General features: G+C 41.0%; 14 protein-coding genes and 1 tRNA gene. 7 read left to right on the top strand and 8 right to left on the bottom strand.

Annotated elements, in window-relative coordinates:
• The first annotated feature begins 103 nt into the window (after window positions 1-103).
• From BSHG_RS11740 to BSHG_RS11715, 5 genes are all read left to right on the top strand, one after another.
• Window positions 104-188, top strand: a tRNA-Ser gene (locus BSHG_RS11740).
• A 421-nt stretch (window positions 189-609) separates the two neighbouring features.
• On the top strand, window positions 610-1,449 hold the full coding sequence (locus tag BSHG_RS11735) for a hypothetical protein (protein ID WP_008659036.1): 840 nt from the start codon (window positions 610-612) through the stop codon (window positions 1,447-1,449).
• 566 nt (window positions 1,450-2,015) lie between these two features.
• The gene (locus BSHG_RS11725) at window positions 2,016-2,810 is read left to right on the top strand and encodes a hypothetical protein (RefSeq protein WP_032497375.1); all 795 of its coding nucleotides are present in this window, start codon (window positions 2,016-2,018) and stop codon (window positions 2,808-2,810) included.
• Window positions 2,811-2,974: 164 nt separating this feature from the next.
• On the top strand, window positions 2,975-3,943 hold the full coding sequence (locus BSHG_RS11720; protein WP_008659043.1) for a DUF4848 domain-containing protein: 969 nt from the start codon (window positions 2,975-2,977) through the stop codon (window positions 3,941-3,943).
• A 23-nt stretch (window positions 3,944-3,966) separates the two neighbouring features.
• A complete protein-coding gene (locus BSHG_RS11715; RefSeq protein ID WP_008659045.1) occupies window positions 3,967-4,464 on the top strand; it encodes a PH domain-containing protein in 498 nt (165 codons plus the stop codon).
• A 133-nt stretch (window positions 4,465-4,597) separates the two neighbouring features.
• On the opposite strand, the gene mobV is transcribed toward BSHG_RS11715, so the two are convergent.
• The 6 genes from mobV to BSHG_RS11685 all read right to left on the bottom strand — a co-directional run bounded on the left by mobV (window position 4,598) and on the right by BSHG_RS11685 (window position 11,358).
• Window positions 4,598-5,938 carry a MobV family relaxase gene (mobV, locus tag BSHG_RS11710; RefSeq protein ID WP_008659048.1) on the bottom strand — a complete coding sequence of 447 codons (1,341 nt, stop codon included), beginning with the start codon at window positions 5,936-5,938 and terminating at the stop codon, window positions 4,598-4,600.
• A gap of 183 nt (window positions 5,939-6,121) precedes the next feature.
• Window positions 6,122-7,090, bottom strand: coding sequence for a toprim domain-containing protein (locus tag BSHG_RS11705; RefSeq protein WP_008659049.1), 969 nt, complete (start codon window positions 7,088-7,090; stop codon window positions 6,122-6,124).
• 328 nt (window positions 7,091-7,418) lie between these two features.
• A complete protein-coding gene (locus BSHG_RS11700) occupies window positions 7,419-8,492 on the bottom strand; it encodes an AAA family ATPase (RefSeq protein WP_005677638.1) in 1,074 nt (357 codons plus the stop codon).
• Window positions 8,493-8,504: 12 nt separating this feature from the next.
• Window positions 8,505-8,813 carry a DUF3853 family protein gene (locus tag BSHG_RS11695; protein ID WP_005809723.1) on the bottom strand — a complete coding sequence of 103 codons (309 nt, stop codon included), beginning with the start codon at window positions 8,811-8,813 and terminating at the stop codon, window positions 8,505-8,507.
• A 222-nt stretch (window positions 8,814-9,035) separates the two neighbouring features.
• Entirely contained in the window at window positions 9,036-10,052 is a 1,017-nt protein-coding gene (locus BSHG_RS11690) for a hypothetical protein (protein WP_008659055.1), read from the bottom strand.
• Between the two features lie 13 nt (window positions 10,053-10,065).
• Entirely contained in the window at window positions 10,066-11,358 is a 1,293-nt protein-coding gene (locus BSHG_RS11685) for a site-specific integrase (RefSeq protein WP_005677642.1), read from the bottom strand.
• A 742-nt stretch (window positions 11,359-12,100) separates the two neighbouring features.
• Between BSHG_RS11685 and BSHG_RS11680 the strand changes: the two genes are divergently transcribed.
• The gene (locus BSHG_RS11680; protein ID WP_008659056.1) at window positions 12,101-13,159 is read left to right on the top strand and encodes a hypothetical protein; all 1,059 of its coding nucleotides are present in this window, start codon (window positions 12,101-12,103) and stop codon (window positions 13,157-13,159) included.
• A 341-nt stretch (window positions 13,160-13,500) separates the two neighbouring features.
• Here BSHG_RS11680 and BSHG_RS11675 read toward each other — a convergent pair whose 3' ends face one another.
• Together BSHG_RS11675 and BSHG_RS11670 are read right to left on the bottom strand one after the other, a co-directional pair.
• Window positions 13,501-14,415, bottom strand: coding sequence for a DMT family transporter (locus BSHG_RS11675; protein WP_005785992.1), 915 nt, complete (start codon window positions 14,413-14,415; stop codon window positions 13,501-13,503).
• Between the two features lie 69 nt (window positions 14,416-14,484).
• Window positions 14,485-15,054 (bottom strand): Crp/Fnr family transcriptional regulator, encoded by a 570-nt coding sequence (locus tag BSHG_RS11670; protein ID WP_005795589.1) that lies wholly within the window; start codon window positions 15,052-15,054, stop codon window positions 14,485-14,487.
• 282 nt (window positions 15,055-15,336) lie between these two features.
• On the opposite strand from BSHG_RS11670, the gene BSHG_RS11665 reads away from it, so the two are divergent.
• On the top strand, window positions 15,337-16,377 hold the full coding sequence (locus tag BSHG_RS11665; RefSeq protein ID WP_008659059.1) for an alcohol dehydrogenase: 1,041 nt from the start codon (window positions 15,337-15,339) through the stop codon (window positions 16,375-16,377).
• Window positions 16,378-16,391 lie beyond the last annotated feature (14 nt).

Raw genomic sequence — 16,391 nt, forward strand, 5'->3', positions numbered from 1 at the left:
ATACGATTATTCCACGAAAAAAATGGCAAAATGTTTGTGGATTTAAAAATGATTCGTACCTTTGCATCGCTTTAAGAGAAAAGCACTACTTAACCGTAGTTTTGGAGAGGTGGCAGAGTGGTCGATTGCGGCGGTCTTGAAAACCGTTGTACTGCGAGGTACCCGGGGTTCGAATCCCTGTCTCTCCGCAATAAACGCTGATAATCAGCAATTTACAAGAATGACGCCCGATTTTACACCCTAAAAAGTAGAATTGGGTGTTTTTGCTTTATTTAATACTTTATTCTTTTATTACTTGTTTGGCTTTGCGCTGTCTTTGGTTGCTTAACTATTATTTATTGTATAATTTGAAAAGGGGATATTGTGTTGTTGATGACATTGTTATACTAATATTTATTTAAATCATTTTCTTTTTTTAACTTTTTTAGAGTAGGGAGTCTCCCGAATAATTCTGTCTTTGTTTACAGCTCTTGTATGTTATACTTTTATTTTCATGCTTTGGGCATAATAATGAAATTGAATGGTTATTTGTAATAAAATACCAATTAATTGGTATTTTATTGTACGGGAAAAATCTTTTAATTTGCAAAAAAACTAAACTGTATTAATATGAAAAGAATATTCATTCTTCTATTCGTTTCCTTAGCATTATTTTCCTGTGAAAAAGAAGAAAATAATAAAATTCTTGAATATCAGGTGTTACCAAGTGAGAACGTATCTAAACCATTTAATTGTCTGGGGGAGAAACGTACTATTACTTTTACAATTATTCAAAAAACATTGATAGATGATGTTTTAGATTCAGAGGTTCCGATTATTCCCAAGGATGTTTCGATAGAATTTGATAAAACTCTTTTTTCTGATATAGAGACAAAAGTAAAGGGTGATCAAGTTGTATTAAATATAACCTCAAATATTAATAAGGAAGATAAAATTTTGAATGGTGATTTACAGATTTCTTATTCTACTATTAATGGCATAAAAGTAGAAAAAATTCCACTGATTATAGATAAAGGGGAGTTGACATTTATGTATAAAATCCATTCGGAACAAAATCCCTTTATTCTACCAGCTGAAGGTGGCAAGTTTGAGTTGCCTTTTACGTGTAAAAAACAGACATATTTGAATGGGCAGTTTATAGAGGAAAGGTATTCTGCATTGAAAGGATTAAGATTTAAAACGATAAGTACTGGTAATATCTGGTTTCTTACGGTCAGAAAAGACGGGGAAAAAATCGGTTTCTACAAATTTACTTTTGTGGGAGAAGGGCCATATAACCAAAAGAGAGAACCCGAATGCTATTTTAACATATATATCCATGATGCAGATGTGGTAGCAGATAATCCTCCAGAAATATTCAGACAAGATTTTATGCAGCCCCAAACCCCAGGTGAGGATTATTATATCCCTTCCCGGGCCTCTTATAAGCATGGGACTTTCGATTTCTAACATATTCAGTATTAACCTTAATTATATTAATTATGAAACAGTATGTATGTTGTTGATTTTGCCAATTATGTTTTTAATTTTATGTTCCGATGATACAGTTGAAGAAATAGGAGGCTCTAATCATGTTCTTTTTGAGAGATACCTTCAAGAAGTGATAAATATTTCAATGGATAATCTGGAAAGGGTGCGCTTGGTGGTGCAGGAGTTGGTACTGTCACACTACCTGTTATCGGTACAGTATCGGGAACCGCTTTAGGTGGGTAGAGCGGCGCCTTAGTAGGAGTTGCTACTTTTTGCTAAAACATGAAAAAAAGCACTCTGATAATGATCTTTTGTCTATCAACATTCATTATAATCCCACTGCTTGTTGATTTATTCGAACAGGAATATTATACAAAATGCTTCGTAATAGTTTTTCTGTTTATATTATCTGTTAAAGGATTATGTAAAAAATCGTGCAAAAATCCTGATTGTTCATTTAAATAAATATCGCAGAAATGTAAATTGACAGTGGATTTATTTACAGCCCTTGTGTATGATGCTTTTATTTTCATGCTTTGGGCATAATGATGAAAATCAATATGTATAGAAAGGTGACTACATTAATTAGTTTTGCAGCATTTATTTTGTTTTGGATCATCATGTGTCCTCTTGGGATGTATGGTCAAGAATCGAAGTGGGTTGATATGAATCCTGTGGGAAAACGGTATTTGCGTTTTCACAAAGATTTTGCAGTTGATTCGGTTAAATATCCTATTTGGGAATATCAAAATTCTGTTATTTTTGCAAATTCTGGTGTTACTCTTCAATTCAAGAAGGGTGGGCCGTTTTTTTACACAGACCAAAGTCCTTTACATAAAGGGGAATATAATGTGTCGGGGGTAATAGCCCCATTGTGGAATGGTCACGTTTACGGCATGGGACGCCAAATGAATTTAATTGGTATTGGTGTTTTTAACTATGCTGCTATTGGATATAACAAATCATTGTCAGATAATTTATTTGCTGATGTTGCATTGCATGCAATGAAGTTGAGTACTCCTCGCCATGTGGATGAAACATTTGGTATATCGGGTAAACTTTCTTATTCCTTTAATTCCCGAATGAGTTTGCATGTATTTGGCGGTTTTTTATTTACTCCTGTTACTTCATTCAGCCGTAATGACTACGGAGGCAGTGTTGCTTTCGATATAACGGATTCTTTTGGAACGGAATTAGGTATAAGGGGGTATCGTGAATATCCTTTTGAACGTGGGGGAGTTACTCCTATCTTAATGCCTTACTATAAATTTAAAAAGCATAAAGTGGAAATGGATTTTGGTGGATTGTTACAAGAAATAATATATGGATTGTTTAAATAAAAAATATCATTTATGAAGAAAATAGTATTTGTATTGTTCGGATGTTTGATCATCTTTCAAAGTTGTAGTAATGTGTTTTATAACCATGCTAATAAAACGGAAAAGGTTACTGTTAAGGTAAAGCCTTTTAAATAAAATAATTGTTTAATACAAAATCATACACTATGAAAATTGAAAAGATTTTTGGTTGTATTTTGAGTGCATGCATGATTGTAAGCTTGTTATCTTGCAATAGCGAAAATGAATTTATCGGTTCTGCACAAGAAACCATACCGGATGTTGAGGTTTCGACAATGGATATGTGGGTAAAAGAAACGAGAAGTGTTAGTGAGTACTTGAATATGCCAGTTCTTCATTTTAAAGATGAACAGGTGTATAGCGAGACGCTCCGGCAGCTTAAAAACATGACAGAAAATGAAAGATTTACTTATTTTCAGCAGTTGGGCTTTGAAGGGGCGTATATTTTATGGGAGCAGGCAGATAGGGAGCTCGATAAAATATTTGATATGGAAAGTGATGATTCTCACTTAATACAAGAGATGATAAATACGTACAAGGATAAATATTCAGATATTTTTTCTTTTAATACAGTTGACTTATTCGACGTTACCCCTTATTTTACATTCACTGATAATGATTTGTCCTTACTCGGTAATATAAAAGGTTACGTTGTAATCGGTAATAGTCTAAGAGGGCCTAAATATGATTATCCTACTTATGATTTGGATGAAGTTGTTTCAGCTACACGGGCAGCAGAGCCAACTCCGATTGAGCCAGGTTTTAAGGGATTTAAAGATGCTTCATTAACAATCAAGAATGGAAAATATAAAAGCACAATGACTATTGGGCGTATCGTTAATGGTAATTCTTTTGCTGTGGAATTTAAAACTAAAAAGAAACAACTTTTTTGGAAAAAGAGTGTTAAGGCCGGTTATTCGGCTATGTTAACAATGAAAAGCTCAAAGTTTAATTATAAGAATACAGTCTTTTGTCCTTATGGAAAAGAAGTTTTGATTTTAAATCTACCCATAGAACGAGTTGGAAATGTCTTTGATGCAGTTGTGGAAAACTTTAAATCTTCAAGGGGAGATGCAAAAGGAAACCAATCATTTCATAACATACGTGTAATATAGTCAACAGTAAAGATAGCAATATAATGAGCGTATATAAATCAAAGTTTCAGCCGATAATGGAGCGCTGGTCTCTGGTGTTAAAGATTGTCTTATTAACTACTGGACTTATGTTTCTATTAAGAACTTTTATGCTACAATCTTTGCAGGATCAAATCGCAAGCCTGTTATTGGGTATCATTCTTGTATCTATATACATATACATGCTGATAGTGATTCCTTCATTTATTTGTTTGGAAAAGGATCAACTCGTTATAAAAAGAGTGTTTGGTAAGAAATGTATTCCGTATTCTTGTATTAAGAACGCTTTTGTTTATGACGGTGTTCAAAATGATGTCCGTTATTTTGGAAGTAATGGCTTTTTGGGGTATATAGGTGTAATGGGGAGTACCCATTATGGGAAATATTATTCCTATGTAAAGAATCCCAATCAACAAATTTTTATATTAACAGAAAAAAAGAATTACCTCTTAAGCTGTGAGAACAGAGATATGTTTATAAAAGATTTGTTGATTCACTTATAATATGCTGAATATTAATATGGTCTGTTGGAAAATATAGTTATGATATTACTTGACGGGAAGAATATGTTTTTTATTCTTCCCGTTAGTTTTTTAGAGAACTAATAATTAATACCCCTTCTCTGCTATTAAGTAATTATATTTTCAATCCTTTTCGCTGCTTGTTTTCAACAGGTGTGTTTAGCCCTAACTTTTCTTTAATTTCCTGAAATTTCTTCCTGAACCAATCGAGTATGGGTACTCCGTCAATGCACAGCCTGAATTTTCCTTTCTCCTGCGGGTCCCTCTCCACTGTTGCCGTTGAGTGCTCCGTCCTGAACTTCTCCTTGTACTCCTTTGAATAGAGCCTTCCCTTGAACTCCACGGGTTGCAGGCTGACAATTCGTCTTGTCAGTTCTTCGGTGAAGCCCACTTCCCGGCATTGTTCTGCTATGGGTATCAGTTCCTTTACAATAGGAAAGTAGGTGTCTATCAGTTCCAGCCGATTGTCGTATTCTGCGATTTTCTGCCGGTAGCTCCGGTCAACTCTGTTTATCTCGCTGCTGTGACGGTTTTCCATTTTTGTCTGCTCCCTCTGTTCGGCTTGCACCTGCTTTTGCAGATTCACAATGTTCCGTTTCAAATTTTCATTCTCTGCTTCCAGCTTCTTAACTTTGCTGCCGCCGAAAAGTGAGCTCACCCCGTCCGCTATGGCTGTGGTGGCGTTCACCGCCGCTCCCTTCATTTTCTGCACGTTGATTTCCCCCTTTACCTGCTTCAGCTTTTTCATTGCTTCCTCTTCCAGCCCCAGCAGGTTTTCTATGTTCTCTTGCAGGCTGTCCTGCTGCTCCACCAGCTGCTTGTAGTATTGCATGGTGGAAATATGCCTTGCCAATGAGCCGTCCACGCCTCTCTGCAAGCCGTACTTGTTCATGGCTTGGGCATAAGTGTCCTGATAGTGTTTTAGCCTGTGCCTCGCCATTACATCATCTGCGCAGAGTCTCACGTCCTGCGGGTTCTTCTTTCTGTACTTTTTCTTCCCGTTCTGTTCTTCCTGTCCGGCTTTCCTTCGCTCTCCGGTCACTATCGGTATGACTGTGGCGTGTATGTGCGGTGTCTTCTCGTCCATATGCAGGACTGCCGATACGAGGTTCTGTTCCCCGTATGTTTCCCGGAGCCATTGCAGGCTGTCGTTGCACCAATCGTCAAGTCGTCCGTCCGCCTCTATTTGTTTCATGTCCCTGTTGCTTCCGGTGAGCAGTACCCGGATAGCCCTTACTTGGTTGGTACCTACCTTGCGTCTGATACCTGCCGTTTCCACCCGGTGTGCTATCGCCTGCGTGCGGTTTCTCACCCCTTCGGGAAACTGTACGAGCTCCCGGTTCAGGTGCGTGCGTGTTCTGTCCGCATTCTTCGGGTGAACGGTGCGCTCTATGTGTGCGGACATCCTGCTGTCCGTCCCTTTTGCCTTTTCCAGATGCAAAACTGCATATCCCATAACTGTCAATAATTTCAGGTTAATACTTCCCCTGCCTTGCCTTTATGCCGCATGGCAGACGGGGTTTCCAAAGGGGCGGCGCCCCTATGGCTCGTTGGGGCTTTTTTAGCAATGTGTGCATTGCGTTAAGAAAAAGCCCTAATGAGCTATGGCTTTTTTCAAAGCCTTCCGGTGGCTGTGCGGCTACATCCTGATCCCTTTGCCTTTCTTCTTCGGCTGCTCTGTCTGGCTTTGCCTTTTTTCCGCTTCCGGTTTCTCTTGCTGCCGTTGCGCCTGTCCTGACCTTTTATCCCGCAGGAAGTCGTTCAGATCGTTGTACCCTTCGTATATGTGCGATGCGTCCCGTATGCGCAGTCCGTACTCTTTTTGCAACTCCTGAACGGCCTCCATTCCCGCCTTGTCGTTGTCAAGGAAACAATGGATGCTTTCATAACCGCCCAACGGTCGGATTGCTTTGGAAAGGTCGGAAGTCGAGTTCAGTACGATGTAGTCCTGCCCGTCAAGTTCGGGACGGTCGGGACACCTTTCCAGCCGCAGGGTGAGGAAAGAGAGGTAGTCCATGAATCCCTCGAAGATGTAGCATGCCTCCTTCGACTCCGATTGTCGTATATGGGTGATGTCCTTCGGTGCTATGCATCCCTTGAAATGCTTGTTGCGTATCTCGTATCCTCCCGAACGGTTGGGGAAGCCTATAGCATAGTATGGGGTTTCCCCGGTCAGATAGCGGACCTCCCTGCATTCTCTTTTTGCCAGTTCCGTATTTATTCCCCTTTGCCGCAGGTAGGTATACAGGGCGGGAGAGGAGAGCGGTACTACCTCCAACTGCCGGAAACTCGGCTTTGACAAGGGTTGCTTGCCAAAAGAGAAAGAGACCGGGCGCACGTTTTGTGCCTGCTCCCTTATCCTTTCCAAGAGGTAGGGCAGACTGTCGGATGCGTATAGCTCCTGTGCCAGTGCGATGATATTACCACCTTTGCCTGCGCCAAAATCATACCATAGGTTGCGTTCGGTGTTCACCTTGAAGGAGGGTTCCTGTTCGTCCCTGAACGGTGAGTTGTACCATAGACTACCACCCTGTTGCCTTACCGGACTGTATCCAAGACTGTGCAGATATTCCTCTATGCGTATCTGCTTCGCTTCATTCATATTCATCATATTTCTGTTTTAAGTAGATATTGTTTTTTTGGGGGGGGACCCGTACCCTTTCATGTGTTACGGGCTGCATCCGCTTTACTTTATTTTGCTATATATATGCCCCCAGACTAAAGTAAAGCGGTTTCCGGTCTGTGCCGTCATGGTGGAGGCCTGGTATGAGACCATACCCTTTTCCGTACTGTCATACCGTTGTTCTTGTCAGGTGTGAATATTATTATTTCTTTTCGCCCGTATCTTTTTGTATATTACGGGCTATATCCACTTTACTTTACTTCCGTATATATATGGTACGGGACTAAAGTAAAGTGGTTCCCATACAATACCGCTAATAGTGAAAATCGGGTTTGAAGGTGTATTTCCTGCCGTTCTCCTGTACTATCATCCGTTTGTTTTTCAGTACTGTAATGAGGTCTGTCAGCCTGTTTCCCCCAAGCATGACACCGACAGAGGCGTAGGTTTTCCTCAATTCTTCCGCAAGCTCCTTGTAGCCGTATTCATCTTTGAGTGTGAATGCCGCTTCCAGTGCGATGCGGTGCTGCTTCTCTGTGATGTCCTTGTAGGGGTCGAACTTCTCCTTTTTCCCTTTTCCCGGATCCTTGTGTTTGAACAGGTATTCGTCCAGCAGTTCGGGCAATGCCTCCCCGTTGATGCGGAATGCGAACGGTTCGAAGTTCATCGCCCTGATATGTGCTGCCTTGACCGTACTGATGTCGGGGTCCTTCTCGTCCTTCTCCACTTGCAGCACTGTTTCGGCCTTGTTGCTAAGCTCCGTTCCGATGTGTCCCCTTGCGTTCTCGTCCCCCTTGTTCTGATGCAGTATGGTGTGTATGTGTATGTGTCTTTCCCCCGTCCATGTCATCAGCAGGGAGATTACCTTCGTGGACTCGCTGGGGCTGTTGATGTCGTACACCATATCCCGTATTCCGTCAATGACTACCAGCCCTACATTTTCGGTGCGGTAAATGGCCTCCCTCACGATTGCTATTCGTTCCTCGGGCGTGTACTTCCTTAGGACAAGGAATTCAAGGTCTTTATGGTTCCTGCCTGTCGGCAGTCCCGCCATGCGTAATATTCTTTTTGCCACTTTCGCACAGTGGTAGGAACTTTGTTCGGTATCCACATAGAGTATTTTCCTCCTGTTTTCGGGCAGTTCCGCCGTGTAGCTTAGCACTGTCCCGTTTTTCAGTGCAGCCGCCACGATTGCGGAAACATTGAACGTTTTCTTGCTCTTTGCTTTTCCGATTGATGCGCTGAAGTTCCCCAGCGTGCCTATGACGGAACCGTGTACTTTCAGTATTTCGGGTGCCCTCTCGTAGTCTTCCGAAAGGTCGAGCCGTGAGGCTTGCCACAGTATCACCGCCGCTTCGGGCGTGACTTCTTTTCTTTCTCTGTACTCCATGTCCGTACCTCCTTATCTGCGTCCCCCGCTTTTGTGTCCTGCCAGTTCGAGTGCCATGTCCGCATCTACGATGATTTTGCGTCCTATCTGCGTAATGGCTCTGTCTATCTTCCCACTTTTCTTGATGCGGTTTGCTGTGGGCATACTGCACCCGAACAGGCGTGCTATGCCGCCTATCCCGTACACGTATTTCTTTTCCGTATCGGCTGCGGGCTGTGCTGCTCTCGCTTCCCTTTCCTGCAGGGCGTGTCGGTTCAGTAATATAAATTCCTCTCCCGTCATCTGCCATACGGGCTTTGATAAAAGTTCTCTGATTTCCATGTTGGAATGAATTTAACGTTTGTACTGTAAGCCCTGCGCACGGGCTTTTTTGTTTCGTTCGAACAGTGCAAAGTTAATCCCGGATACGGGTGGTAAGGATGTGGATAGCGTGAATGGGGTATCACGCTATCTCACTAAATATCAGAAGATAATAAAGAGTGGTGAAAAATATTTCGGGTGGTAAAAGTGGTTGTTTCGTGGAATGTCGTGGCGTATCGCTGACTATCGGAATATTGACTGCATTTCCTTCGCAAATATCTGATTGCTGTCACTGGGAAAATCGGAAACGGGTTCTTTGTATTTTGATTTATAGTATGTGTCGTCTATTCCCAGCAGGTTCATGATGTCCTTTCTCCATTTTTCTCTGTCTGGTTTGTGCAGTGTTTCACCCATAAGGAAAATAAGATAACATACACGAGCCTTTTCCCTCGGTCTTATTATCAGTTTGCCTTCGCACGGTTGCAGGTTCATGCTGGCGTAAAAGTCCAGTTCGGAAATGGCTTCGAACTGTTCACCGTTACATTTTTCGTAAACGGCTGACAAGAGTTTCATGGGAAAATAGGTGGGTGAGGGTGTCGGTGTGGCGGCCTCTTTTTCTTCCCCTTCCTTTTTCTTTTGGCCGGTCATGTATTTTTCGAGGATTGCCAGCAGCGATCCGTCCAGCCTGTATATGTCTCCGCAGCGGTTTTTCAGGTATTGTAGGGCTTCCCGCCTTGCCTGTTCCTTCTGTGCATATAGTTCATCCAGCTTGGCTTTCTCCCTGTCGTATTCCCGTTTGCACTGCCCGTATCTTTTTTCCAACCTTTCCTCTTCCTGACGATCATGTTCCCTGAAACCGACTGCCTCCAAAGATCCGTTAGCTTCCATAAGTTCCCGGTAATATTCGTTTGTGATTTGCATTTGTCTTTCGATGTCCCGGTCATGACATCTTTCATGCTGCCGGCAGATATGTTCAATATCGAGACGGTCGAAAAGCTCCTTGCAGGTATTATACATTGAGATATTGTTTTCAATCTCCCGTTTCAGGCTGTTCAGCAATATGGAAAAGTGCGTACCCTCCGTTTCAAGCATGAGGCTGATAAGTGCCTTTTCAAAGGTCTGTGTGTCTTCATACTCTTTGTAAAAGTCATGAATGAACTTCTGCTTCTCAAAAGAGAGGCCGTCACCGGATGTTATTTCCGTATATGTCTTGTTGAGTTTCCCGTAGCGGGGTATCATTGAGGTTATTCTTTCTTCCATGCTATTGTTGTGTTTACAGTTGGTTGAATTTGTTCATCGCATTGGCCTTGATGTCATCGGCAACGTCTATGTATGGTTTCATCGCCTTGTAGTCGCTGTGTCCCGTCCACTTCATCACCACTTGTGCGGGAATACCCAATGCCAAAGCGTTGCAGATGAATGTCCGTCTTCCGGCATGGGTTCCCAGCAGGGCGTATTTGGGTGTGACGGTGTCTATACGTTCATTTCCCTTGTAGTAAGTTTCCCTTACCGGGTCGTTGATTTCCGCAAGTTCCCCCAGTTCTTTCAAATAATCGTTCATCTTTTGGTTGCTGATGACCGGAAGTGCCTTGTGATCTTCAAAGTGTACGCTTTTGTATTTTTCCAGTATCGCCTTGCTGTGGTTGTTTAACTCTATGATAAGGCTGTCCGCTGTCTTTACGGTTGTCACTTCTATATGGTCGGGCTTGATGTCGCTCCGTTTGAGGTTGTACACGTCCGAATAGCGCAGCCCGCTGAAACAGCAGAACAGAAAAACGTCCCTTACCCGTTCGAGATACTGCTTGGTTTGGGGTATCTTGTAGTCTTTCAGTCTGTTCAGTTCCTCCCATGTGAGGAATATCACTTTTTTGGGTGTGTTTTTCAGCTTGGGCTTGAAGCTGTCATAAGCCATGTTCTGATTGTACCCTTTCTTGAAACTCCACCGCAGGAACCATTTCAGGAAGGCTATCTGCTTGCCTATGGTGCTGTTACGCATATCTTTCTTGTTACGCAGGAAGTCCACATAGTCATTCAGTCCGTTCTCGGTGAACGTATCAAAGGAAAGTTCATCCCTGAACTCTTTCAGGTGGTTCTTTACCGCAGCGAATTTTTCGTAGGTTGCGTCTGTCCAGTCGTTCTGTTTCCCGCATTCCCTTACAAACTCCTCGAACGCCTCCCAAAAGCTGATTTTAGGTCCTTCGGCTGTTTCCTGCTCTGTGACTGGTGCATCCTTCATCCTTGCATTGAAGCTGTCCTTTATCTGTGCGGGTGTGGGTAGTACGTTCTGTACTTCAAACTCTTTGAAGATGTTCTGTATCTCCGTATACTGTCTTAGCAGGTCTGCATTGATTTCGGATGCGCTTAGCTTCAGTTTGTTTGTGCATCCGTTCTTTACCCTTTGTTTGTCCGTATCCCATTTGGTAGCGTCGATGCGGTAGCCCGTTGTAAACTCTATACGCTGGCTTGCGAATATCACACGCATACGGATAGGCACATTCTCTGTGATTGGCACACCGTTTTTCTTCCGGCTTTCCAGTGCGAAAATGATGTTTCTTTTGATATTCATAATTGGGTGTGTTTGAAAATTGACACCCAAAAATACACCCAAAAAGTGAGATATGCAAAGATATTAAGAGATATTTTATTTTCTGTTTACTTTGTAATAACTTGGTAATTAACAAGATATTACGAGTTTGTGATATTGTTTGAAATGATAGGTGATAGAACCTATCTCTCCGCTGAGCGTCAAAGATAAATGACGGAAAAGTAAAAGTAAGTCCCGTAAAATCAAGGTTTTACGGGACTTTTTATATTTATGCTTGGACAAGTGAAAAACATGATTAGCCTGTCATCGCAGCCAAGAACATAACAATAATCAAATAACGTTTGCAGGCTGTACAGACGGGCAAAAAGACTATACACTAATTTTGTATTATGAAATCAATAGAATTGTTTGTTGCATGTTGTTTGTCATAAGTTGTTTAGGTAAGTCTCAACCAAAGCAACAATCTGCCGATTTATATAGGTTGCCCTTATGTAATGAATGTGTGAAAAATGAAATTTATTGTGCTTTGACACTAATGGGATCTGTTGAAGTTGATGATTTAAATGAAAATACAAATAAATAGAGATTTGATTAGGCTAATAGAAGAATACGCAGGAAGTTTGAATACGTATTCTGATGTGACATTCATGAGAAGAAAACAAGAATATCAACGATTAACGATACGGGATTTACAGGAAGGAGTTATTAATAAGAAAATCTATTGATTTGCCGACACTGCCCTACCCTAAAAAAAAGATATACAATGAAAGTAAAATTATTGTTTTTGGTCTTCGTTCTGTATGCGTGTGGAACTAAAACGGTTTCGGAAGAGAAATCTTATGATCGAATAACCATGACGACTTATGAAAACAAGTATGATGAAAATAATCGTTTGTCAGAGGTACAATTGACCAGAACATCTCATCATAGGTATGAAGAAGATTCTGAAACAATTGATTTAATTGATGATAAAAGCACGTATTATTATACGTATATCAACAACGAAGAGTTTACGGTAAGAAGAAAGTCAAAGAGGTCGGGAAATATCAAGATTATGAGATATGCTCCCCAAAGGGAGGAGGTGTTAACATTAAATGCTCAAGGGGATACCATTGATTATTTATTGCAGAAATATTATGATAAAAGTAAACTCAAATTAGTGTATGTTAGAAATATAAACAATGACTATGTACTGCATGAAGACAACGACTATGAGGAAAAGAATGAATACGACGGGAATGGTAATCTAACAAAAAGAGTGCAATACTATTTTGACATAGGGAAAAAAAGAACCACTTACTTCTTTCGGGGACTATCTTATGAGGAAGCTAAAAAAAGGATTCCCCGTACAGACGAGGACTATGACATCGTGTGCGATATAGAGAAAATGGCAGGAGACACCCTTATCAGGAAATGTATAAAGAATGGTATTGTCAGTTCTATTAACAAGACGATTGTTGACGAAAAAGGGAAAAAGGAATTTATATTCGACGCTGACATGAAGTTCACAGGTAGTTTCACGGAATTTAAGTCGGATGGTTTTGATATTCACGTTGATCGTATTGTACTGGACGATTGCACGGATGTTGATAGCACTTATTATAAGAATGGGAAAGAGGTAAGATGCGTTTATCTTTCGGATACGTCTAAACGTATTGTACTTTCTAAATATGATAAATGGGGAAATATGGTTGAGAGGGTGGAAAAGACAAAGTATTTTTATTCGCAAGACGGAGAGGAATTGATCAATGAAATGCTGCAAGTAGTGAGAGAGAATGAGAAGAAGAAAGAAAGTAGAAAGCGATTGAAAATATCAAAATAAAAAGGTTGTGAGAAATAAACATTTAATCGGGGTATGAAGGGGGGAGACAGATTCTTAGAAAGAATGACCGTTATTGTGACGATGATTTTCACGATATTCATGATTATCAGAATCGGCTACTTGCGGATCGGTCTCCTGACCCTCGTCATGTGCGCATGATCGGACTTTTCTCGTTTGTCCCCCATAGGTATATTGTATCGCTGAATACAGGAAGGTGCTGGAAGGCGACAGAGATATGCTAATCAGATACCCTCTCTTTCCTTCTAATGACTTTTCATTACGCTTTTAATAAAGATATTGGTAGAAGACAATTGTCTGAGACTAATTGTGAGTTCTATTCCTCAATGTGGCTTAATGATTTTCTGTTCTGTGATTCTCTTCGACTTTTTTTGTTGATCGGCTAATATTACAATGATAACAGACATTAGTATCAGTAATAAACCGATTAATGATTGTAATGTGAAATGTTCCGAAAATACCAATACGCCTACAACCACTGCGACCAAAGGTTCCATTGAACCAAGGATGGCTGTTGTTGTCGAACCGGCATATTTTACCGCTAAAATCAACGTAAGGTCGGAGATGACGGTAGATAGAAATGCCAATGCCAAAATATAAAATCCGGCTTTTGTGCTGGGGATGGAGGATATACCTGCTGTAAATAGACTGTAGATGAAAAAGATTACGCAACCGCCTAAAAGCACATAGAACGTAAGCACTTCAGCAGGTAATTTACCTATATCCAATTGATTCAGAGCAACAATATATATCCCATAGGTTAATATCGTAAGAGCTGCGAGTCCGATACCCATCAATCGGATACTGCCTCCTCCCGACCAACACATAAGTGCAACACCGATTAGTGAGAGTGAGGCTGCTAAGAATAGAGATTTGGATTTTTGTTCTTTAAAGAATACTACCATTAAGAAGCTGACACAGATTGGATAGAGAAAGTGAATGGTTGTAGCCACTCCACTAGTTATATAATGGTAGGAATAAATAAGAAATAGCGCTGTAAGAGCATACAAGGCACCTAAACCGATGATAGAGATCAGATGTTTCATATTTATTTTTAAAGTACTTTTGTGCAAAAGACATACTGCTCCCATCATAAGGGTAGAAAATAGAAATCGATAAAAAAGAATGTTGGATTCATTCATTTCCATATTTCCCATTAATGGAATTGTAAATAATGGAATGAGCCCAAATGTACCTGATGAAATCATTGCATAAATAATACCTTTTAAACTTTTCATATCATACAGAATTAAAATTTGAGCGCAAAGGTAGGTTACAGGGAAGAATGAAAAGTTACCAAAAGGTAATTAATGCATATCGGCCCTGATTCTACTTAAGGATTGTGGAGTTATGTCCAGCCATGCGGAGAGGTCTCTCATTGATAATCTTTGTATCAGTTTGGGCATTTCTTTAAGTAGATATTGATATTGTTCTTTCTTGCTCATCCAGTGGATAGATGAAAAATAGAAAGCAGATGAAGTAAGCCATTCCTGAAGAATCATTCTTCCCCAATTGGATAAATTAAGAGAGTCTTTGAATGAGGTGGCTAAGTCTTTACGGGAGATTCTCCATAAAATACAAGTATCTACTGCCTCTAAAGTATATAGTGATTGTCTGCTCTCTGTCAGGTTGGGTGAACTGAGTGGGGCATCATTTTCTAATGCAAAAAATATGATAAATTCTCTGCCCTCTCTTAGAATCGTACTTTTTACAATCCCTTTCTCAACAAAATAGATATAGTGATCTGTTTGCCCTTCTTGAAGGATAATCTCTCTCTTGGGCACAGAAAATTTTGTGAACTTTTCAAGCAATATTTCTATATCTTTTTCAAAAAGTCCATATTTATCTCTTAATATTTTTTTAATCCCGTTCTCCATACTTTAAAGAAAACAAAAAGACACGATGCAATGTTGGCGTAATTCTGATAAAAATGTACGGCATACCACTTGTAAAAGTATACTTAATTATAGAAAGAAACGGGGAAACAGGCCGATATTGAAGTGGCAATGCTCCTTGGAAGGGTACACAGAAAACATACTCTATCCGGTGAAGTGATGCTATCCATGAGTCAGAAACAGATATTAAAGTATATGTTTTACCGATGAAATCACTATTTTTGCTGCATATATGGATATATTGATTAATCAGGAGGAGATATAATGCTTGCATATACATATGTCGAACATGGGAAGTTTGAACTTTTGGAGAAGTTGAGGCCACAAATAAAAGATGCCCGGGATGCAATCGTACGTGTAACACTTGGCAGTATCTGCACCAGTGATCTTCATATTAAACATGGCAGTGTTCCGCGTGCAGTTCCTGGTATTACAGTCGGCCACGAGATGGTGGGCATTGTGGAGGAAGTAGGCTCCGGCGTCATTTCCGTCAGACCCGGTGATAGAGTGACAGTCAATGTCGAAACCTTTTGTGGAGAATGTTTCTTTTGTCGGCACGGATATGTGAACAACTGTACTGACCCCGACGGAGGATGGGCATTAGGTTGCCGTATTGATGGCGGACAGGCGGAATATGTCAGGGTTCCGTATGCCGAGCAGGGATTGAATCGTATTCCCGATAATGTCAGTGATGAACAAGCTCTGTTTGTAGGTGATGTGCTTGCGACGGGGTTCTGGGCTACCCGCATTTCGGAGATATCCGAAGATGATACGGTTTTGATTATAGGTGCCGGCCCTACCGGAATCTGTACTTTGCTCTGTGTGATGTTAAAGAAGCCACGGCGCATTATTGTTTGTGAACGGTCTGCTGAGAGAATCCGGTTTGTTCGTGAACATTATCCTGACGTGCTGGTGACAGAACCTGAAAACTGTAGGGATTTTGTACTCTGCAACAGCGATCATGGTGGAGCGGATGTCGTGTTGGAAGTGGCGGGTTCCGAAGAAACTTTCCGTCTGGCGTGGGAGTGTGCCCGCCCCAATGCCATCGTTACCATCGTAGCCCTTTATGACAAACCTCAGTTTTTACCTTTGCCCGATATGTATGGCAAGAACTTGATCTTCAAAACAGGTGGGGTAGATGGTTGCGATTGTACTGAGATTCTCAGTCTGATTGAGCAAGGCAGGATAGACACTACTCCTCTTATTACGCATAGGTTTCCGTTGAACGAAATAGAGGAAGCTTATCGTATCTTTGAAAACAAGCTGGAGGGAGTTATCAAGATAGCTATAACGGGAGGCAGGTAGGGGAGTGTTTGTAT

The sequence above is a fragment of the Bacteroides sp. 3_2_5 genome (genome assembly GCF_000159855.2).
GTDB classification, from domain to species: Bacteria; Bacteroidota; Bacteroidia; order Bacteroidales; family Bacteroidaceae; genus Bacteroides; species Bacteroides fragilis.